The organism is Streptomyces hebeiensis (genome assembly GCF_052983195.1).
The window spans coordinates 7,420,263-7,440,811 of sequence record NZ_CM129812.1 but is presented as its reverse complement, the minus strand read 5'-3'; the positions used below and the strand labels follow the sequence as shown (position 1 = coordinate 7,440,811).

Genomic DNA, 20,549 nt, shown 5'->3' with positions numbered 1-20,549 from the left:
GAGCTGTCAGTCAGCCGTTCGAGTCGGAGTGAAGGAGAGTCAGCACGTGGCGCACGACCTCGTGGTGTTCGTTCCCGGAGTGATGGGCAGTGTTCTGCGGGACGCGGAAGGCAACGACGTGTGGAACCTGTCGCCGCGGGTCGGCGGCCGACTGGTCCTCGGCATGGAGCGCTTCTTTGAGCGGCTGACCCTGCGCGAGGGACTGGTCGACGAGGCACCGGACGGTCCGCACGCGCTGAAACCGACCGCGCTGCTGCGGGAACCGCGCATCTATCCGGGCCTGCTGCCGCACGTGGCCTACCGTGGTCTCGCCCGGCACCTGAAGGAACTGGACGAGGGCCGCGTCGCCGTCTTCCCCTACGACTGGCGGCTGTCGAACCGGCACTCGGCGCGCCTGCTGAAGGTCTTCGTGGAACGCGAACTGGGACAGTGGCGCGAACGGCGGCGGGCGGCGGGCGACGCGGGGGAGCCCCGCGTGGTGTTCGTCTGCCACTCCATGGGCGGTCTCCTCACACGCTACTACGTGGAGGTGTTGGGCGGTCGGGAGATCACCCGCTCGCTGGTCACCGTCGGTACGCCGTTCGCCGGTTCGGTGAAGGCCGTGCGCATCCTCAGCGGCACCCTGTCCGGCCGCAAACTGCTGGGTGTGGGAGAGAGGTTGCGTGAAACCCTGGTGGGGGCCGCGCGCACGATGCCGGCCGTCCATCAGCTCCTGCCCACCTACCAGTGCGTCACGGCGCACCCCGATGGCACGCGCCTGGACTCCGTGTCCGTTCCGGACCTCGACAGCGCCTGGGTCGCCGACGCGTTCGCCTTCCGCCGCGAGCTGGACACGGCGGTGCGCACCAACACGGCCGAGGACCTGCTCGCCGGCCGGGCCGCCCCGTACCGGGTCTTCGCCTCCGGCGGCAAGGGTGAGCCGACCGACGTCACGTTCAGCCTGTCGGCCGGGGCCGTCGCCTACGCGGACACCCTGGGCGGCGGCGACCGCTGGCAGGGTGACGGCACGGTGCCCTGCGTCTCCGCCACCCCGCCGGAGTGGGAGGACGCGGCCCGCGTCGACTGGTTCCGGCTGGGCCACACGGCCCTGCCCAACGACGGTCTCCTTCACCGCCAGCTCCGCGACCGCTACGAGGCGTTGGACCACCGTCCCTACCAGGTCCTCGGCACCGGATTCGGGATCGACGTGCCCGAGGCGGTGGCCGCGGGCACCCCGGTTCCGGTGACCGCGGTGTCCGAGGACCCGGACCTGTTGCTGGAAGCCCGGCTGGTCGCCCCGGACGGCGGCAAGCCCGTGGAGCGCCGAAGGCTGCGTCCCGACGGGGACGGTGGCTACCACGCCACCCTCTCGCCGCCGCCCGGGGTGTGGGTGGTGGAAGCGGCGGCGGTACGTGCCACCGGGATCCCCGTGCAGCGCGAGGCAGTGCTGGTCCTGGACTGAACTCGGCCGACGTCTCCGTTTCCTCGGGCGCCCGGGGCGGGCGCGCGGCCGGCCGAGGGCGGGTCGATCAGGGGTCATCGGCCCACCGTGCCCTGCGGGTGCGCCTGGTCGCGTGGGTGTTCGGGCGCACGACACGTACGGAAGATCACACCGTGCCGGCGGCCGACCCGTAGGAGAACCCCTTCGAAACAGCCCCGTCAACCCTCTTGACGGCAGCTCCTCGAGGGCCCAGAGTGCTCGTTAATGCGCATTAGTAATACGCATTAACGGTGGGTTGGAGTCGTCCCGAGGAGTAGTGCCGACGGTGGCAGAACCACGTAAGCGAGCCAGGCCGGGGCGGGCTCCGGGGCCCTCGGGCCGCACCTCACGGCCGCGCCAGGCCGAGGTGGCCCGGCTGGCCGGGGTCTCGCAGGCCACGGTCTCCCTCGTGCTCGGTGGCAAGAAGCAGGGCGCCGCGATCTCGGCGGAGACGCGGCAGAAGGTGCTCGACGCGGCCCTCAGCCTCGGCTACGTGCCCGACCCGGCGGCCCGCAGGCTCGCCGCCGCGCGCAACGACCTGCTCGGCGTCTTCAGCTTCACCGCGACCTTCCCCACGGACGTGCAGCACTCGTACTACCCCTTCCTGGTCGGCGTGGAGCAGGAAGCCGCCGCCCGCGGCTACGACCTCGTACTCTTCACCGGTTCCAGCTCCGGCGGCGCGGGAGCCGCCGGACCGGACGCTCTGAGCCGGGTCCGGCTCGCCGACGGCTGCCTCTTCCTCGGCCGGCACGCGCCCACGAAGGAGCTGCGGCGCCTGGTCGAGGACGGCTTCCCCGCCGTGCACGTGGGCCGCAGGGACGAACCGGAGGGCCTGGCCTGGGTCGGTGCCGACTACGTGAGCGCCAGCCACGAGGTCGTCACCCGGCTCGCGGCGCTCGGTCACCGGCGCATTGTCCTGGTCCGCGAGGACGACGACGCGCCCGCCTCCACCGACCGCGAGCGCGGCTTCCTGGAGGGCCTGGAGGAAGCCGGGCTGTCCGCCGGCCCCGACTCGGTCTTCCGTACCGCCGACCCCGCGCGCACGCTCTCCCCCGAGCGGCTGCGCGCGTGGCTCGACGACGGAGTGACCGCCCTGGTCGCCGAGGAGACCGACACCGGCTGCCCGTGGCGGGCCCTGCGCTCCGCCGTCGACGAGGCCGGCCTCGACTGCCCTGGCGAGCTGAGCCTCGCCCTGCTCGGCAGCCCGCCCGCCGATCTCGCGGCCGAACCGGTGCCCACCGGATTCGACATCCCCCGCCCTCAGCTCGGCGCCGCCGCCGTCCGGCTGCTCGCCGCTCTGGTCGCGGGAGAGGAGGCGGACGAACCCCTCGTGGCCTGCCCCTTCCGGGCCGGCGCCACCGCGGGGCCCGCGCCCCACCTCGCCTGACTCCCGTACGACCGCGTCACCCGCACCACACCGCACCACAAGGAGAGCCGTGATCAGCCAACCCGACATCCTCGTCGTCGGCGCCGGACTCGGCGGCGTCGCCGCCGCCCTCGCCGCCTGCCGCGCCGGCCGCAGGGTCGTGCTCACCGAGGAGACCGACTGGATCGGGGGCCAGCTCACCTCCCAGGGCGTCCCCCCGGACGAGCACCCCTGGGTCGAGCAGTTCGGTGTCACCGCCTCCTACCGCGCGCTGCGCGAGGCGATCCGCGGCTACTACCGCGACTGGTACCCGTTGCGTGCCGAGGCCGCCGCCCTGCCCGGCCTCAACCCCGGCGCCGGCCGCGTCAGCAAGCTGTGCGCCGAACCCCGCGTCGCGCTGGCCGCGCTGGAGGGCCTGCTCGCCCCGCACCGTTCCTCCGGCCGGCTGACCCTGCTCACCGAGCACCGCCCGGTGGCCGCCGAGGCCGAGGACGACACCGTACGGTCCGTCACCCTGGAGGACCTGCGCGGCGGTGGCAGGCGCACCTTCACCGCCCCCTACGTCCTCGACGCCACCGAGACGGGCGAACTGCTGGAGCTGGCCGGGGTCGAGTACGCGCTCGGCGCCGAGTCCCGCGCCGAGTTCGGCGAACCGCACGCCCCCGAGCAGGCCGACCCGCTCAACCAGCAGGGCATCACCTTCTGCTTCGCGCTCTCGCACCACGAGGGCGAGGACCACACGATAGAGAGGCCCGCCGACTACGACTTCTGGCGCGGCTACACGCCGGAGTTCTGGCCCGGTCCGCTGCTCGGTTTCCTGGCGCCCGACCCGCGCAGCCTGGAGGCCGTACCGCGCACGTTCGTGCCGAACCCGGACGTCGACCCGCTCGCCGTCAGCGCCGACCAGTCCGCCGACGCCGGGGACAAGGAACTCTTCGGCTTCCGCCGGATCCTGGCGCGCAAGCTGCACCAGGACGGCTTCTTCGACTCCGACATCACGCTCGTCAACTGGCCGCTCAACGACTACTGGCTCAAGCCGCTGATCGGCGCCGGCGAGAAGACCGCGGCCGAAGCGGTTCGCGAGGCCAGGCAGCTGTCGCTGTCCGTCCTGTACTGGCTCCAGACCGAGGCCCCGCGCCCGGACGGCGGCACCGGCTTCCCCGGCCTGCGGCTGCGCCCGGACGTCATGGGCACGGAAGACGGCCTCGCCAAGGCCCCCTATGTGCGCGAGTCGCGCCGCATCAAGGCCGTCACGACCGTCACCGAACAGGACGTGGCGATCGACCTCGTCGGCCCCACCGGCGGCACCCGCTACCGGGACTCGGTCGGCGTCGGCAGCTACCGCATCGACCTGCACCCCTCGACCGGCGGCGACAACTACATCGACATCGGCTCCGTGCCCTTCGAGATCCCGCTCGGCGCGCTCGTCCCGCGCCGGATGCGCAACCTGCTGCCCGCCGGAAAGAACATCGGCACCACCCACATCACCAACGGCTGCTACCGGCTGCACCCCGTCGAGTGGAACATCGGCGAGGTCGCCGGCGCGCTCGCCTCGCACTGCCTCGACGAGGGCGTCGAACCGCGCGAGGTGCAGGCCGACGACAAGCGCTTCGAGGCCTTCGCCGCCCTGCTCGACCGAGCCGGAGTCGAACGGCACTGGCCGCAGGTGCGCGGCTACTGAACACCACCGGCGGCCGGGAAGCGGACAGCGCGCCCGGTCGCCCGGCGGCGGGACGGCCGGACGGGAGCAGCTCCACCTGCCCCGCCCGGCCCACCGCCCGCGTAAGCGCCGACCCAGCACAAGGAGGTGCCCGGACCATGACCACCCACCGCATCCGCGTCGGCATCGACGTGGGCGGAACCTTCACCGACGCCGTGGCCGTAGACGCCACGACCCTCGACCTGCTCGGGCAGGTGAAGGTTCCCACCAGCCACCATCACGAGGACGGGGTCGCCCACGGCATCGTGGAAGCGCTCGACCGCTTGCTGGAACAGACCGGACACGCCCCTGAGGACGTGGCCTTCCTGGCCCACGGCACGACACAGGCTACCAACGCCCTGCTGGAGGGCGATGTGGCCACGGTCGGGCTGCTCGGCATCGGTACCGGGGCGGGTGCCGCCTTCACCCGCCGCCTCGCCTCGCTCGCCAAGCTGGAACTGACGCCAGGCAAACGGCTTCCGCTGGCCTACGCCCATGTCGCCGACCCCGAGGACCGGGCCGCCGTCGAGAAGGCCGTGGACCAGGTGGTGCTGCGCGGGGCCCAGGTCCTGGTCGCCACACAGCCCTTCAGCGTGGACCGTCCCGAGGGCGAGGAGGCGGTGCGCGAGGTGGCGGCCGGGCGTGGTCTGCCGATGACGGCCGCGCACGACATCACCTCGCTCTACGGCCTCCAGAAGCGCAGCAGGACCGCCGTCGTCAACGCGGCGATCCTGCCGAAGATGTTCGCCACCGCCGACCTCGTGGACGCCTCCATCACCAAGGCCGGCGTGACCGCCCCGCTCATGGTGATGCGGTGCGACGGCGGCGTCATGTCGCTCGACGAGATGCGTCGCCGGCCGCTGCTGACCGTGCTCTCCGGCCCCGCCGCCGGCGTCGCCGGGGCTCTCATGCGGGAACGCGTCAGCGAGGGCGTCTTCCTGGAGACCGGCGGCACCTCCACCGACATCAGCGTCGTACGCAGGGGCAAGGTCGCCGTGCGCCACGCGACCCTCCTCGGCAAGTCCTCCTACCTCTCCGCGCTCGACGTGCGCACCGTCGGCGTCGGCGGCGGCTCGATGGTCCGGGTCGGCGGCGGGAAGGTCACGGGCGTCGGCCCGCGCAGCGCGCACATCGCCGGACTGCCCTACGCCTGCTTCGCCGCCGCCGAGGACCTCGTGGGCGCGCGGCTCGCCACCGTCCGCCCGCTGCCCGAGGACGCCGAGGACCACGTCGTGCTCGACGCCGCCGGCGGCCGCTACGCCATCACCCTGACCTGCGCCGCCAACGCGCTGGGCCGGGTCCCCGAGGGCGACTTCGCGCGCGCCGACCGCGATGTCGCCCGCGCCGCCCTCACCCCGCTGGCCATGGCACTCGGCACTGATGTCGACACCGCCGCCACCCAGGTCCTCGACGCCGGTGTCGCCCAGGTCAGGAGCGTCGTCGACACCATGATCGACGACTATCGCCTCGACAAGGACACCGTCCTGCTCGTCGGCGGGGGCGGCGGCGCCGCCTCCGTCACCCCGCACCTGGTCGCCACGACCGGCCACGAGGGTCGCATCGCCGCCCACAGCGAGGTCATCAGCCCCATCGGGGTCGCTCTCGCCCTCGTGCGCGAACAGGTCGAGCGGATCATCCCGGGCGCAGGCCAGGAGGACATCCTCGCGGTCCGCTCCGAGGCCGAACGGGCCGTCGTCGCGCAGGGCGCCGTCGCCGACGCCGTCGAGGTGGAGGTCACCATCGATCCGCAGACCAACACCGTGCGCGCCGTCGCCACCGGCGCCACCGAACTGCGCACCCAGGACCGCGCCCACCGCGCCGACGACACGGAACGCCTGCGGCTGGCCGCCGAGAGCCTCAAGGTCCCCGAGAACCGGGTCGACGTCCTCGCCGGCACCCCCGCCTACACCGTCTACGGCACCGAACTGCGCCGCAGACTGCGCGGGGTGCGCCACCCGGTGCGCGTCGTCGACGCCGACGGCGTGGTCCGGCTGCACGCCCAGGACGCCCGGGTGGACACCACCACCGTCGGCTCCGCGCAGCAGACTCTCGCCGCCCTCGTCGACAAGGCCACCGCCTACGGCGACGGCGGCGTGCGCGCCCCCGCGATGCGGCTGCTCATCGGCTCCCGCATCGCCGATCTCTCCGGGGTGCTCGACCCGCAGCCCCTGCTCGCGCTGGCCCGCACCGAGTTGGAGGGCCGCCCCGGCGACGAGCCCGTCGTCGCCATCGTGGAGGAGCGGTCATGACGGCCCGCCACGCCGCCGCCGGCCCGCACACCGGCCTCGCGGCCGTCGACGACGTCGAGTACGGCGCTCGCTTCCTCGGCTCGCTCTCGCTGCACGAGGGCCGTGACCCCGCGTGCTTGCGTCAATGGGCCGCGGCCGCGGCCGAGTTCGGCGCCGCCCTGGCCCCCGCCGACATACCCGCGCCGCTGCGGATCGTGGAGAGCGGGGGCGGCCTGGAGCGCGGGCTCCTCGCCCGCTACACCTCCCGGCCGCCCACCGTCGAGCTGTACACGGACTCCCTCGAGGCGGCGGAGCGCCTGGTGACCGCCCACGGCTGGCGGAAGTGGTTCCCGGCCGGCTCGGTCCGCGCCGCCGCCCTCGCCCACGAGGCGGTCCACGAACGGCTCCACCACGGCCCCGAGCGCGCCGCGCTCAAGGAGGCCCTCGGCCACACCGCGCTGCGCCTGGGGCGCTTCCGGGTCCTCGCGCACGTCGCGGGCGCCGAGGAACTCGCCGCGCACGCCTACGCGCAATCCGTCTGCGGCCTGGGCCGCACCCCGCTCCTGCTGTCCGCCGCCCTGGCCGCGTCAGCCGCACCGGCAAGAGAGAAATAAGTCATGGGCATCGTCATCCTGATCGTCATGGCGGCCGGTGTCGCCGCGATCCTCACCAAGAGGCTCCCCACCGCCTTCGCGCTCGTCCTGCTCGGCGTGGTCATCGCTTTCATCTCGGGCGCCCCGGTCACCGGCGAGAACAGCGTTTTCGACACGGTCCTCCAAGAGGGCGCGCCGGCGCTGGCCGCGACGATGATCGCGATCCTGCTGGGCTCCTGGCTCGGAAAACTGCTCGACGAGACCGGCATCGCCGGCACCCTCGTCCGCAAGATAGTCGAGTTCGGCGGCGACCGCCCCACGGTCGTGGCGCTCGGCGTGCTGCTCGTGTCCACCCTCGTCGGCACCGTGACCGGCTCCGCGCCCGCGGCGATGCTCGCCGGCATCATCGGCATCCCCGCCATGATCGCGGTCGGCATCCCCAAGGTGACCGCCGCCGGGACGATCCTCATGGGCATCGCCGCCGGGATACCCTTCGAGCTGCCGGTGTGGCAGTTCTTCTCCAGCGCCCTCGACATGCCGGTCGCCGACGTGCGCGACTTCATGATCAAGCTCTTCCCGTTCGCGCTGTTCGCCGCCGTCATGTTCGTCCTCGTCGAGTCCCGCAGGCGCGGGGTCGAACACGCCTGGGCCTTCCGCACCGAGACGCCGCGCACCAAGGCGGGCGAGCGGCGCGCCCGGCTCGGCGACGCCCCGTGGTACGCGCTGCTCACCCCGGGTGTGCCCCTCGTGCTGGCCCTCGGCTTCGAGCTCGCGATCATCCCCTCGCTGCTCGCCGGGGTGCTCTACGCACTGGTGACGACCACGCGCCCGCGCGACATGAACCGCCGTCTGCTGCGCACCCTGTACAGCGGCTTCGACGTGGCCGCCGCGCCCATCACGCTGTTCGTCGCCATCGGCATCCTGCTCGCGGCGGTCAAGCTCCCCGGGGCCGTAACCGCGCTCGAGCCCCTCGTCAAGGCGGTCAGCCCGCAGAACCCGGTGCTGTTCGTGGTGGTCTTCACGGTGCTGGTGCCGCTGTGCCTGTACCGCGGGCCGCTCAACGTGTACGGCCTCGGCGCCGGCATCGCGGGCGTCCTCATCGCCGCCGGCATCTACCCGGCCGTCGCCGTCCTCGGCATCACCGCCTCCTACAACCAGGTGTTCGGCGTCGCGGACCCCACCAGCACCCAGACCGTGTGGAGCGCGCAGTACGCGGGGGTCGGCCCCCAGCAGGTGATGGTGCGCACCCTGCCCTACGTCTGGTTCGTCGCCCTCGGTGGTTTCTGCGTCACCGCCGCCACCGCTCTCTGACCGCTCGGCCCCGGCACACACATCCCCTTTCCCGTACAGAACGGAGCACTCCATGAACGAGCCGCGGCAACCCAGCCGTCGCATCCTCCTCAAGTCGGCCGCCGCGACAACGGCGGCGCTCGCCGTCGGCTCGGCGGCCTCCCCGGCACTCGCCGCCGCCCAGGGCCCGGCCGTGGCCGCGGCCCCCGGTGGGTTCCCCGACTACCGCTACGTCAAGACCCTGCTGACGCCCTCGCAGCTCAAGTACAACCCCACCGGCGAGATCATCTTCCCGTGCATCCGGGGCACCAAGGACCGGCTGTCCGCGCCGCTGGGCCGCTACTACCTCTACTACGCCCCGCACGACGCGCCCGGCGGGATCTGCCTCGCCTACGGGGACCACATCGAAGGCCCCTTCACCGAGTACCCGCGGAACCCGATCGTCTCGAACAACTGGGCGCCGCACTACTCCGTGAGCCATGTCTCCTCCCCGCACGTGATGTGGAACGAGAGCGCCAAGGAGATGTGGCTCTACTTCCACGGCGAGAACACCACGACGCGGCTGGCCCGGTCCAAGGACGGCATCAACTTCACCTACGACAAGGTGGTCCTCACCGCGTCCATGCTGCCGGCGGGCACCACCGAGACCTCGTACGCCCGGGTCTTCCCGCACGAACTGCCCGCCAAGAACGCCCACTACGTGATGCTGTTCATGCTGAACAACAAGAGCAACCACCGGGACATCCACTGGGGCTGGTCGGCTGACGGCCGCAACTGGACCTTCGACCAGAAGGCCCTCGTCAGCCACAACGACGTGTCGGCCGTCAACGTCGGCGGCCCGCACCTGCTGACCCGCAACGGCAGTGCCTACGTCGTCTACAACAAGGACAAGCAGAGCGGCGGCGACCTCATGATCACCGAGGTCGGGAAGGACTTCACGCTGCGCCGCCACCTCGGCCTCTTCTACGACTCCTCGAACAGCGCGCCCGACAACGGCCGCAGCGCCGCGCCCAGCTTCGGCACCGAGGGAGGGGTGCCCTACATGGTCTACGAGGCCGGTGAACGTCTCAAGGGCAGCATCGCGGTCGCCCGGGGCTGACCGGCGCGCGGGTCCTCCCGCACCGGGACATGCAGACGCCGGCCGTGCGGGACGGCCCGGTGCGGGAGGAGGCGGTACGTCGGCACGGCGCGCGTGCCCGCCGCCGCCGGCAGGGAGTTCGCGGCTGTCGACGACGTCCTGGACGCCGCGGGCTTCCCACCACCCACCGGACGTCCTGATCACCCTCGTCACCCCCGCCGACACGGAACCGACCCGGGACGCGGTGACCTACTGGGACATCGTCGGGGCGCCGACCGGCGAGGACCCGCTCGACGCGCTGACCGTCCGTCTGGCCTCCGCGTACGAAGAGCCGTGGCTGCTCAGGTTCCACCTCGACGACGTCGGTTCCGCCGCCGGACGGGCCGCCGGACTGGCCGATCCCTCGGTTCGGGTCGGCACTCGCGGGGAGGTGCTCACCACGGGCGACTACCTCTCCGCGTACGTCCTGGAGTGGACGCTGCACCACCTCGACTTGATCGCGCACCTCCCGGACGCGGCGGAACCGCCCGCCGAGGGGCTCGCCCGGTCCCGCGAGCTGCTGGAGAAGATAGCCGGTACGGCGTTTCCCCGGTCGTTCTCCGACAAGGACGCCCTGTTGATCGGCACCGGACGGCGGGCCCCGACCGCGGCGGAGACGGCCGAACTGGGTGAGTCGGCCGCTGGACTCCCGCTCTCCCTGGGCTGATCGGCCCGTCGGGCCTGGCCGGCCGGCGGGCTCGTCCGTCACGAATCAGCGGGTGCCGTCGCGGCGCACAGACCGTGCTGCCATGCCCGGGCCGCGACCTCCACGCGATTGCGGCCGGCCGGCGGATCCGCGGGGCCCTCGGTTCCGCTTCCCCCTGCGCGGACCGCCGGACCACCGGACCGCTACGTCCTCGCTCCCAGCCGGTCCACCAGGTCGTTCCAGCCCGTCTCCAGCCGCTCGAGACACATTCCCCGCTGGGTCAGCAGGTGGTGGACGAGGCCGGTGTCGAGGAAGCCCAGCAGGATGTGGGCGAGCAGTTCGACGTCGCCGGGCACTTTCGTCCGGCGGAGCAGCATGGTGACGTGGGTGAGGCGGAGTTCGTGCGGCGAAGTCGAATAGCGGCGTTCCGGGGCGCCCTGGGCGGCCAGGTAGAGGTCGCTGTGGCGGTGTTCGTGGCGCATGACGGCCGGGCCGAAGGCGCGCAGGCGCGCGAGGGCGGGCGCGTCCGGGCCCAGCGGTGGCGGGCCGGTGAGGAAGGCCGCCTGGAGCTGCCGCTCGTGGTGGTCCAGAAGGGCCAGCATCAGTCCGGTGCGGTCGCCGAACCGCCGGAAGACGGTCCCCTTGCCCACCTGCGCGGCGGCGGCGACGCCCTCCATGGTCACGTTCGCCGCGCCCCGTTCGGCGGCGAGCCCCGCGGCGACCTCCAGCAGGCGCGTACGGTTGCGCTCCGCGTCGGCCCGCAGCCGGCGTTCTGTGCAGGACGTCAGGCTGAGGCCCGTCCTTCCGTCCGGGGTGTCGTACGGCACGGAGGGCGGCGGGCCGGAGGAGGTCATGCCCCTCAGCGTAACGCTCCTGTGAACAAAAGTGGACCCCGGTCCGGTTGGGTGGTAAAACATTAAACGGACCTCGGTCCGGTTGCCCTCACACTCGTATCTCTTGGAGTCAACGCTCATGTCCGTACAGATTCTCGCCCTGGTCGGCAGCCTTCGGGCCGGTTCGCACAACCGTCAGCTCGCCGAGGCCGCCGTCAAGCACGCCCCCGAGAACGTCGAGGTCGAGCTGTTCGAGGGCCTGGCCGACGTGCCCTTCTACAACGAGGACATCGACGTCGAGGGCTCGGTGCCGGAGGCCGCCCTCCGGCTGCGCGCGGCGGCCGGCCAGGCCGACGGCTTCCTGCTGTTCTCGCCCGAGTACAACGGCACCATTCCGGCCGTGCTCAAGAACGCCATCGACTGGCTGTCCCGCCCGTTCGGGGCCAGCGCGTTCTCCGGGAAGCCGGTCGCCGTCGTCGGCACCGCCTTCGGCCAGTACGGGGGCGTGTGGGCGCAGGACGAGGCCCGCAAGGCCGCGGGCATCGCCGGCGCCACCGTCCTGGAGGACCTCAAGCTCTCCATCCCCGGCTCCGTCACCCGCTTCGCCGAGACCCACCCCGCCGACGACGCCGAGGTCGTCACCGGCCTGACCGGCGTGCTGAAGCAGCTCGGTTCCCGGGCCGGATCGCCCTCTGCCTGAGCGGACGACCGCTCGCCCGGCGAGACCGGCACCAGGTCGCGCCGGACGGCACCCGCACGGGGGTGTGACCCGCCGCGGGGGTGCCGCGTCACGCGTGAGTGTCCGTGGTGTGGTGCGTGGGGCCGCGGCCCCACGCACACTCCCCGCACCCGTCGCGGCCGGAGCCGCCACGCCAAGGCGGGCGGGCCCGCCCGCCGTCAAGCGGCCTGGTGGCGGGCCGTCTCGCGCGGGACGCAGAAGACGGCGAGGGCTGCGGCCGTCAGATACGCGGCCGCGCCGATGGCCATGCTCGTCCGCAGCCCGGTGGCAAAACCGGCCGAGACGGCCAGAAGTGAGCCTCCCAGTGCGACCCCCGCGGCGCTGCCGACCTGGCGGGCGGTGTTGAACAGGCCGGACGCGGCGCCGGAGTAGCTCTCCGGGGCGGCCGACATCACGGTCGCGGTCGATCCGGTGAGGGCGAAGGACGTGCCGAAGCCCGCCGCCATCATCGGCACCACCAGCAGGAGGTAGTCCGGGGCCGGTCCGGCGGCGGCCCAGCCGCCCAGGCCCGCCCCTCCCAGGAGCATGCCCGTGACCACGAGCCGCCGGTGTCCAGTACGGCGCGCCAGCCTCCCGGACAGCACGGAGGCGAACATCGTCATCGCCACCGCCGGGAAAAGGGCGATCCCCGTGCGCAGGGCGGTGAGGCCGCGCTCGTGCTGGAAGTACAGGCTCGCCGTGAAGATCATGCCGTAGAAGGCGAAGTTGAACAGCAGGCCGATGGCCGCGCCTCCGCTCATCCGGCGGGAGCGCAGCAGCCGCAGGGGCAGCACGGGATCGCGGGTCAGGCGCTCGCGCAGGACGAACGCGGCAGCGGCCGACAGGCACAGGCCCGCCCCGGTGAGGATCAGCGGGTCCGTCAGGTCGTGCCGTCCCGCCTCATTGAGGACGGTTGTCAGCAGGGCCACCGTCGCGACGAGCGCGCACTGGGCCGGCCAGTCCACGGAACGGTCCGCGCGCCGGACCGAAGCGGGCACGTGGCGCAGCGTCAGCAGCAGGCACGCGCATCCGACGGGCAGGTTGACGAAGAACACCCAGCGCCACCCGACGGTGGTGACCAGAAGGCCACCGAGGAGCGGACCGGCGGAGGCCGCGATGCCGGCCATGGAACCCCACAGTCCGAAGGCGCGGGAGCGCTCGGCGGGTGAGGGGTACGCCTGTTGGAGGAGGGCGAGCGAGCCGGGCACGATCAGTGCCGCGCCGAGCCCTTCCACCAGCCGCCCGGCGACCAGGGCCCCGGAGTTCGGGGCCAGTCCGCAGCCGGCCGAGGCAAGGGTGAACACCACCACCCCGGCACAGAAGACCCGGCGGTTTCCCAGCCGGTCCCCCAGCGCGCCACCGGTGAGCAGCAGGCCGGCGAAGACCAGGGTGTAGCCGTCCGTGATCCACTGGATTCCGGTGAGCGAGGCCGACAGCTCCCGTCCCACCACCGGAACGGCGACGGTGATGACGGTCACGTCCAGGATGACCATGAAGTAGCCGGCGCAGACCGCGAGGAGGGGGGCCAGGGGCCGGCCGGAAGCAGTACGCCCCTCCGGTCGGCCGGCCCCGGGCCCCTCGGCACGCACCATGGCGACACGGTATTCCCCCGATGCGCGCCTCACGCCGCTTGAACGGCCCGGCGGCGCGCCGGATCCGCCGCCGTGGCGCGGTGGCACGCGTCCGGCGACCGTACGGGCGACCGCCCCGGTTCCGGCTGCCGGACGTCATGCCGCGCCCTGCCGTCCGGATCGGATCAGTCCTTCTTCTCCCCCAGCTTCTCGATGTACTCCTGAGCCTTGTCGACAGCCGTGTCGATCTTGTCGCTGTGCTTGCCGTCGGTTCTGTCGTCGAGGAAGTCGCCGGCCTTCTCCAGTCCGTCGGAGATCTTGTCGCCGTGGGCCTCGGCGAGATCCTCCGCCTTGTCCTTGAGGTTCTTCAGCGCGTCGAACATGTGGGGGCCTTGTCTCCTTCACTCGAACTGCCGGACGGGCAATGATTCCACGGTGGCTACGGCGTCTCAGTCGTCGAGGGCGTCCGACATGGTGTCGAGGTCGGCGAGGAGGGCGGCGAGGCGCTGTGCGGGGATGGCTTCGATCATGCGTTCCTCGATGGCGTAGACGGCCACCCGGGCCGCGTGCAGGCGTCGCCGTCCGGCGGGGGTGAGGTGGACGGGCAGGGCGCGGCCGTGGTCGGTGGTGGCGGCCCGGGTGATGAGACCGGCGTCTTTCAGGCCACGCAGGACGACGTTGGCCGACTGCCGGGTGACGAAGGTGCCGCGGGCCAGGTCGGCGTTGGACAGGCCCGGCCGTTCGTCGAGGAGTTCGAGGCAGGAGTACTGCGGGACGGTGAGGCCGTGCTCGCGCAGGGCCTTGTCCATGGCGCCGCGCAGGGCGGCGGAGGCGCGTTTGAGCCGGTATCCCACGTGCTCGGTGACGTCGCGGGCCGGATGGGGGGAGGGCACGGGCGCACGGTCTTCCATGTCAGCATTTTGACATGCGGGAGAAGCGGCGCCTACAGTCACCCATGTCAAAGTCCTGACATCAACCTTCCCGGGAGGAACCATGCCCGCCACCGTCGACGGCCCCGACTTCATCGCCCTGCAGGTGACGGATGTACCCGCCGCGGCCGCCTTCTTCGAGGAGCGTCTCGGGCTGCGCCGGGCCCCCGCCTCGCCGCCCGGCGCGGTCGTCTTCACCACCAGCCCGGTCCCGTTCGCCGTCCGCGAGCCGCTCCCGGGCGTCGACCTCACCGGCGACGCGCGCCCCGGCCTGGGCGTGGCGTTGTGGCTGCGCACGTCGGACGCGAGTGCGCTGCGCGAGCAGCTGGTCGAGGCGGGCACACCGGACGTCGGCCCGCTGCTGGACAGCCCGTTCGGGCCGACGTTCTCCTTCATGGGCCCCGAGGGCTACCGGCTCACCGTGCACGGAGGCTGACGTGAGCGCCGTCGGCCACCGCGCGCTCCCGTCGAGGGCGCCCGGTCACGCACGGGCGTGGACGGCGCACATGAACGGTCCCGGCCGGCTCCCTGCTTTCCGGGCGGGCTCCGGGCCCGGAAACCGCGAGTGCGGGCACGGTGGCCGGATCTCTGCCCTCGCGCACCGGTGCGAGGCGGAAGATCATTGATCAACGCTCCGCACGGGATTAGGTTCGGCCCTGTGTGGTGGGCGGTGTTGGGATCCCTGGAAGTCCAGATCGGCAGCAGGCCCATCGGGCTGGGTGGCGCGAAGCAACGGCGGGTGCTGGCCGCCCTGCTGGCCGAGGCGGGCAGCGCGGTCTCGGTCGAACGGCTGGTGTACAGCGTCTGGGGCGACGACCCGCCGCCCTCCGCCGTCGGCACCCTGCGGGCGTACGTGGCCAACCTCCGCAGGGCCCTGGAGCCGGACCGCGCGCCCCGGAAGGCGGCGCGCCTGCTGGTCAGTTCGCCCGCGGGGTACCGCCTCGACGTGCCGCCCGAGCGGTACGACGCGGCCCGGTTCGCGGCGCTGACCACGTCGGCGGGTACCTTCCTGGCCGACGGACGGCCCGTCGAGGCACTCGCCGCCGTCGACCGGGCGCTGGGGCTGTGGCGGGGGCCCGCCTTCGGGGAGTTCACGGTCGAGCCGTTCGCGGCACTGGAGGCGAGCCGGCTCGAAGAACTGCGGCTCGTCGCCCAGGAGCGGCGCGCCGAGGCCCAACTCGCCGCCGGGCTGGCCGAGTCCGCCGCCGCGGGGCTCAGGCCACTGGTGGCCGCGGAGCCGTTGCGCGAGCGTCGGTGGCTCATGCTCGCCGTCGCGCTGTACCGCTGCGGCAGGCAGGCCGAGGCGCGTGAGGCACTGCGGGAGGTGCGCCGGGTACTGGCGGACGGCCTCGGTATCGAACCGGGCCCCGGACTGCGCCGGATCGAGCGCGCCATCCTCGGGCAGGACCCCCTTCTGGAGCTCGACCGGGCCCTCCGTCCGGCGCCGCCGCCGAATGAGGAACGGGCCCGGACGACCGCCGCCCGGGAGACGCGTCCCGGCAGGCCCCCGGTGGCGGCCTCCCGGCCGTCCCCGCCGACCGCCCCCGCCCTCGCCGGTCACCGGCCGGGGCGCGGACCCGTCACCGGCCGGCCGCGGCACACGCCGGACTCCGGACTCGAGGGCCGCGACGACGTACTGGCAAGCCTGGACCGGGCGTTGACGGAACTGTCCGGCGGCCGGGGCGCGTTGTTACTGATCACCGGCGAGCCCGGCATCGGAAAGACGCGGGTCGGTGCCGCCGCCCTGGAGCGGGCGGCGGCGCGTGGTCTGCCGGCCGCGGTCGGCAGGTGTCCCGACGACGAGGGCGTGCCCGCCCTGTGGCCCTGGCTGACCGTCCTTCGCTCCGTGGCGGACCCGGACGGAACCGGACACCGGACCGGCGCACGGGCCCGGATATCCCCGGAACGGGCCCGGACGCCCGGCCCCGCCACGTGGTCGGGAGCGGGCGGGGAACTCTCCCGGAGCGGCGAACGGGCCCGGAGCGGCTTGAAGCCGTACCGGGACGGATCGTGGCACCGGGCCGAGGCGACCCCGGCCACTGTCGTGGAGCGCCTGGCCCGCTCCGCCGCCGAACAGCCCCTCCTGGTGGTGATCGACGACCTGCACCGGGCGGACCCCGACTCGGTCCGGGTTCTGCGCGTCCTCGCCAGCATGCTCCCCGAACTGCCGCTGCTGCTCCTCGCCACCTCGCGGGACCGCCCGGAACTCGACGGTCCGGCCGCCTCGCTGATCGCGGACATGACCGGCTCCTGGGTGCACCGCTGGCCGTTGCGCCGCCTCACCGAGCCGGAGGTCGCACGCGCCCTCGCCCGACGGGCCGGTCACGCAGTGGACCGGGAGGTCGCCAGGATCGTCCACCGGCGCTGCGGCGGGGTCCCCTTCCACGTCACCGAACTCGCCCGGCTGTTACCGGTGGTGGACACGGGACCGCTGGCGGAGGCACTGCCGGAGGGCACCCGCGATCTCGTGGCGTACCGGCTGCGCCGGCTCCCCGACGGTGCGACGGAGGTGCTCACCGTGGCGGCGGTGGTGGGCGAGGAGTTCGACTTCGAACTCCTCGCCGAGGTGAGCGACGTGTCCGCCGACCGGCTGCTGGACATCCTGGAGGCGGCGGCGCTGTGGGGGCTGATCGTGGAAACCGGCCTCGTGGGCCGCTACCGGTTCAGCCACGCGCTGGTACGCGACACCCTGCGCCACACGTACTCGCGGGTACGGGTCGCGCGGCTGCACGCCCGGGTCGCCATGGCTCAGGAGCGGCGTGCCTCCCGAGGGAACGCGAGCCCCGAACTCCTGGACGCGGTCGCCTTCCACTGGCTCGCCGCCGCACCGGTCGGCCACGCCGAGCAGGCCGTCACCGCGCTGTCCGCCGCGGCCGGCCGCGCCGAGTCCGCGTACGCCCACCGGCACGCCGCGCGGCTGGTCGCGGCGGCGGTCCGGATCGTCGACGACCACGCGCCGCCCGGCACCGCCGAGCAGACCGGCCGGCTGTTCGGGCTGCTCGTACGGTGGGGGCGGCTGTCCTGCCGGGCGGCACAGCGCGAGGAGGCCGCGGTCGCCCTGGAGCGCGCGATCGGCCTGGCCCGCTCGCTGGGCGATCCCGAGGCGCTGGCCCTGGCCGCGACCGTACACACCGTGGAGACGTTCACTCCCACACGGGAATACGGAACGTACGACGACACGGTCGTGACCGCGTTGGAGGAAGCCCTCCGGTCGCTGCCCGAGGAGGACTCGCCGCTGCGCTGCCTCGCGCTGGCGGCGCTCGCGACGGAACGCTACTTCGACCACCCACCGGACCCGGCCGCCGCCGGACACCCCGGGACGCCCACCGCGGCCGACGCGGAAAGCGGCGTGGCCGGCCCGCACGTGGACAGTGCCCAGGACCGGCTCTCCGCCGAGGCCGTCGCGATGGCCCGCCGGCTCGGCGACGACACCTTGCTGCTCCAAGCTCTCCACCTGCGCCACCAGGCCGTGCGCCATCCCCGTACGCTCGCCGAGCGCCAGGAACTCGTCGACGAGCAACTGGACCTGGCCACCCGGCCCGGTGTGAGCGCGGACTGGATGCCGACACTGCTGCTGCGCCGGGCCCTGATCCGGCTGGAGGCGGGCGACATGCCGGCCGCCCAGCGCGGGATCGACGCCTGCGCGCTGGCCAACCAGCGGGTCAGACTGCCCGAGGTGGAGGTGCACCTGCGCTGGTGGGCCGCGATGCGCCGGGGGCTGGCAGGCGATCTGGCGGCGGCCGAGCGGCTGGCCGCGCAGGCGTACGAACTGCACCGGCACACGGCGTGGGGAGCCGAACCCGCGCTGTTCGCCCACCGCGTGTCCTGGCTGCTGGACGAGGAACGCTACGAGGAGATGGAGCCCCTGGTACGCGCGGCGCACCGGACGGGCGGGCCGGTCACTCCGGAGCATCTGGGCCTCGTCCGGGCGCTTCAGGGCCGGCGGTCGGAGGCCAGGACGCTCTGTCCGCCCGCCGGCCTGCGGCCGGATCCGCCGCAGGACTGGCTGTGGCTCCTTCAGACGGTTCTGCGGGCCTACACCTGGGCGCTGTGCGGGGACGCCGCCTCCTGCCGGGTGGCGCTCCGCCGGCTGCTCCCCTACGCGGGAAGGGCGGTGACCACGGGGTCCGCGATGCTCTGCTGGGGGTCGGTGGACCACTTCCTCGGGGAGGTGGCCGCCGTGGCGGGCGAACGTGAACTGGCGATCCGGCTGATGCGCGGAGCGGTCGGACACAACGGAGAACTCGGCTGCACGCGCTGGCAGCGGCGTTCGGCCGGCCGGCTGGCAGAGCTGACGGCCGAACGGTGACCGGGCGCCCCGGGCCCGGGCGGAGCTCCGCCCGGGACGGCCGGGTGCGGGCTCACCGAACAGCGGTTCGGCGAGCCCGCACCGCCCCCCCCTTTCCCCCCTCGGGCCGGGGCCTCGGTGCCGCGCCCCCCGGCGGCCCGTGCCCCGCCCGCCACGCCCGTACCGGCCCGTCAACCGGCCGGACGAGGTCTTCGGCCCGAAACCCTCAGTTCCAAGGATTGGCCGGCTGGTCGTTGATCGCGGTCCAGAAGCGGACACCGGTCGGCAACGGGCCGTCGGCCCACAGCGACCAGCCCCCGCCGTCGTGGAACTCGGCCATCCGCCAGCCCTGGCCGAAGTACACGGCGCAGGTCGCGTCCGCCACGGCACGGCTCACCAGATTCACGCCCCGGACCTCGGGCGTCGCCTTGACCTGGCCCTCGGCCCAGCTGTTCTCCCCGTCGGCCGGGACACCGGGCGGCGCCGGACGCCCGTCGGTCCGCAGGCACAGCACCGGCAGCGACGCCTGAGCGGGAGTGTCGCCGTTGTACGGGTCACTGGCCTCTTCGTCCCGGCCCACCTGCACCACACCGTCGGCACGCCGGCTGAGCACGGTCCACGTCATACCGGCGTGCGAGGCGTCGCCCGGGACGGACTCCCCCAGTCCGGCGGCCACCCCAGGGTCGATGTTCCACTGCTGGTACGGGCCGTCGTTGCAGGTGGAGTTCGGGTAGATCTTCCAGCCGCTGAAGTTGGTCCGTGTCGTGTCGACGCAGATTCCCGTCGCCACGTTCTTCAGCCGGACGCCGACCTTCCCCCCGGAGGGCGGCGCGGCCTGGAACCTGGTGACGATCCACTGCTGGTAGCCGCCCCCGTTGCAGCGCAGTACGTAGATGCGTGACCCGTTGTTGTCCAGACACTCACCGGGCTCGGCGAACGCGTCGAGCTTGACGTACTCGACCGACGCGGGCATCCCGGGGACCGGAGCGAAGCGCCACTCGATGTCCTGGGTGAAGCCGATGCACCCGGAGTCCACGGTCCCGGCCTCGCCCTGTCCCTGGACGCACTCGTTGCTCACCTGGTTCACCAGCCAGGTCTTCCCGGTGTCCGCCGTCGCCTGCCCCGGCGACAGCGACGCCGCCAGCAAGGTCGCGGCGGCGACGACAGCGGCCCGCCCGGCACGTCTGATGGATGACAGCACGTCAGCCCTCCTTCCTCATTCGGTGAAGATGGCGTCGAAGGCGTCCAGCGGGATGTTCCACTGCTGCGACGTGGAGAAGTTGCTGCAGGTGTTGGGCACGATCGCCCAGTCCCGTGCCGCGTCGGTGTCCAGGCACTTCCTGGTGTTCAGGCTCTGCAGCCGGAGCCCCGCCATGCCTGCGGGCGGTGCCTGGGGCTCGTAGCGGACCATGACCCAGACCTGCTGCGTTCCGTCGGTGCAGGGCGTCAGGGTGATCGTGGTCCCGTCGACCCAGGGACAACCGCTGTTGAACCTGGAGCGCATGTAGCGGTACTCGACCGGCGCGAGGTGGGGTGCGACCAGCGTCCAGGTCATCTCACGCGATGTTCCGTAGCAGTCGCTGATGAGCTGGTTGTCCTGGAGTCTGACGCACAGCTTGCTCTGCTGGTTCGTGAACTTCACCGGCGGCGGTTCCGCCGCCGACGCACCGGGCGCTGTGAGGAGAACGGTCGCGAGCGACGCGGCGAGGACGGCGCCCAGGCGCGTGATCGGGGACGGCAAAGCGGCCTCCTGCGAGGGAAGTGGTTTCCTCTGTCCACGGGCCACCCTGTCGGTGGTCGATTGGAACCCGA

16 protein-coding genes and 1 pseudogene are annotated in these 20,549 nt (G+C 73.0%); 11 read left to right on the top strand and 6 right to left on the bottom strand.

What is annotated here, in order from left to right:
* The first annotated feature begins 46 nt into the window (after nucleotides 1-46).
* The 8 genes and pseudogenes from ACU6P3_RS31955 to ACU6P3_RS31920 form a co-directional block, all read left to right on the top strand.
* Nucleotides 47-1,441, top strand: coding sequence for an esterase/lipase family protein (locus ACU6P3_RS31955; RefSeq protein ID WP_447195270.1), 1,395 nt, complete (start codon nucleotides 47-49; stop codon nucleotides 1,439-1,441).
* A 304-nt stretch (nucleotides 1,442-1,745) separates the two neighbouring features.
* Nucleotides 1,746-2,846 carry a LacI family DNA-binding transcriptional regulator gene (locus ACU6P3_RS31950; protein WP_447195269.1) on the top strand — a complete coding sequence of 367 codons (1,101 nt, stop codon included), beginning with the start codon at nucleotides 1,746-1,748 and terminating at the stop codon, nucleotides 2,844-2,846.
* A 49-nt stretch (nucleotides 2,847-2,895) separates the two neighbouring features.
* The gene (locus tag ACU6P3_RS31945) at nucleotides 2,896-4,506 is read left to right on the top strand and encodes an FAD-dependent oxidoreductase (RefSeq protein WP_447195268.1); all 1,611 of its coding nucleotides are present in this window, start codon (nucleotides 2,896-2,898) and stop codon (nucleotides 4,504-4,506) included.
* 137 nt (nucleotides 4,507-4,643) lie between these two features.
* Nucleotides 4,644-6,773 carry a hydantoinase/oxoprolinase family protein gene (locus ACU6P3_RS31940; protein WP_447195267.1) on the top strand — a complete coding sequence of 710 codons (2,130 nt, stop codon included), beginning with the start codon at nucleotides 4,644-4,646 and terminating at the stop codon, nucleotides 6,771-6,773.
* A complete protein-coding gene (locus tag ACU6P3_RS31935) occupies nucleotides 6,770-7,366 on the top strand; it encodes a hypothetical protein (RefSeq protein ID WP_447195266.1) in 597 nt (198 codons plus the stop codon). Before ACU6P3_RS31940 ends, ACU6P3_RS31935 begins: the two co-directional genes overlap by 4 nt.
* A gap of 3 nt (nucleotides 7,367-7,369) precedes the next feature.
* A complete protein-coding gene (locus ACU6P3_RS31930) occupies nucleotides 7,370-8,656 on the top strand; it encodes a TRAP transporter large permease subunit (RefSeq protein ID WP_447195265.1) in 1,287 nt (428 codons plus the stop codon).
* A gap of 52 nt (nucleotides 8,657-8,708) precedes the next feature.
* Entirely contained in the window at nucleotides 8,709-9,734 is a 1,026-nt protein-coding gene (locus ACU6P3_RS31925; RefSeq protein WP_447195264.1) for a glycoside hydrolase family protein, read from the top strand.
* 169 nt (nucleotides 9,735-9,903) lie between these two features.
* Nucleotides 9,904-10,419 (top strand): annotated as a pseudogene (locus ACU6P3_RS31920) (maleylpyruvate isomerase N-terminal domain-containing protein); the annotation flags it as partial.
* A 182-nt stretch (nucleotides 10,420-10,601) separates the two neighbouring features.
* Here the strand turns inward: ACU6P3_RS31920 and ACU6P3_RS31915 are convergent.
* A complete protein-coding gene (locus ACU6P3_RS31915; RefSeq protein ID WP_447195263.1) occupies nucleotides 10,602-11,252 on the bottom strand; it encodes a TetR/AcrR family transcriptional regulator in 651 nt (216 codons plus the stop codon).
* A 118-nt stretch (nucleotides 11,253-11,370) separates the two neighbouring features.
* Between ACU6P3_RS31915 and ACU6P3_RS31910 the strand changes: the two genes are divergently transcribed.
* Nucleotides 11,371-11,931 carry an NAD(P)H-dependent oxidoreductase gene (locus ACU6P3_RS31910; protein ID WP_447195262.1) on the top strand — a complete coding sequence of 187 codons (561 nt, stop codon included), beginning with the start codon at nucleotides 11,371-11,373 and terminating at the stop codon, nucleotides 11,929-11,931.
* A 197-nt stretch (nucleotides 11,932-12,128) separates the two neighbouring features.
* On the opposite strand, the gene ACU6P3_RS31905 is transcribed toward ACU6P3_RS31910, so the two are convergent.
* The 3 genes from ACU6P3_RS31905 to ACU6P3_RS31895 form a co-directional block, all read right to left on the bottom strand.
* Nucleotides 12,129-13,541, bottom strand: coding sequence for an MFS transporter (locus tag ACU6P3_RS31905; protein ID WP_447195261.1), 1,413 nt, complete (start codon nucleotides 13,539-13,541; stop codon nucleotides 12,129-12,131).
* 164 nt (nucleotides 13,542-13,705) lie between these two features.
* A complete protein-coding gene (locus ACU6P3_RS31900; RefSeq protein ID WP_344274154.1) occupies nucleotides 13,706-13,903 on the bottom strand; it encodes an antitoxin in 198 nt (65 codons plus the stop codon).
* Nucleotides 13,904-13,969: 66 nt separating this feature from the next.
* Complete coding sequence (locus tag ACU6P3_RS31895; RefSeq protein ID WP_447195260.1) at nucleotides 13,970-14,431, bottom strand: MarR family winged helix-turn-helix transcriptional regulator; 462 nt, start codon at nucleotides 14,429-14,431, stop codon at nucleotides 13,970-13,972.
* An 82-nt stretch (nucleotides 14,432-14,513) separates the two neighbouring features.
* On the opposite strand from ACU6P3_RS31895, the gene ACU6P3_RS31890 reads away from it, so the two are divergent.
* Together ACU6P3_RS31890 and ACU6P3_RS31885 are read left to right on the top strand one after the other, a co-directional pair.
* The gene (locus tag ACU6P3_RS31890) at nucleotides 14,514-14,885 is read left to right on the top strand and encodes a VOC family protein (protein ID WP_447195259.1); all 372 of its coding nucleotides are present in this window, start codon (nucleotides 14,514-14,516) and stop codon (nucleotides 14,883-14,885) included.
* Nucleotides 14,886-15,122: 237 nt separating this feature from the next.
* Entirely contained in the window at nucleotides 15,123-18,758 is a 3,636-nt protein-coding gene (locus ACU6P3_RS31885) for an ATP-binding protein (RefSeq protein WP_447195258.1), read from the top strand.
* 205 nt (nucleotides 18,759-18,963) lie between these two features.
* On the opposite strand, the gene ACU6P3_RS31880 is transcribed toward ACU6P3_RS31885, so the two are convergent.
* The gene (locus ACU6P3_RS31880; protein WP_447195257.1) at nucleotides 18,964-19,938 is read right to left on the bottom strand and encodes an RICIN domain-containing protein; all 975 of its coding nucleotides are present in this window, start codon (nucleotides 19,936-19,938) and stop codon (nucleotides 18,964-18,966) included.
* 15 nt (nucleotides 19,939-19,953) lie between these two features.
* Complete coding sequence (locus ACU6P3_RS31875; RefSeq protein WP_447195256.1) at nucleotides 19,954-20,478, bottom strand: DNA-directed RNA polymerase subunit beta family protein; 525 nt, start codon at nucleotides 20,476-20,478, stop codon at nucleotides 19,954-19,956.
* Nucleotides 20,479-20,549: the final 71 nt, after the last annotated feature.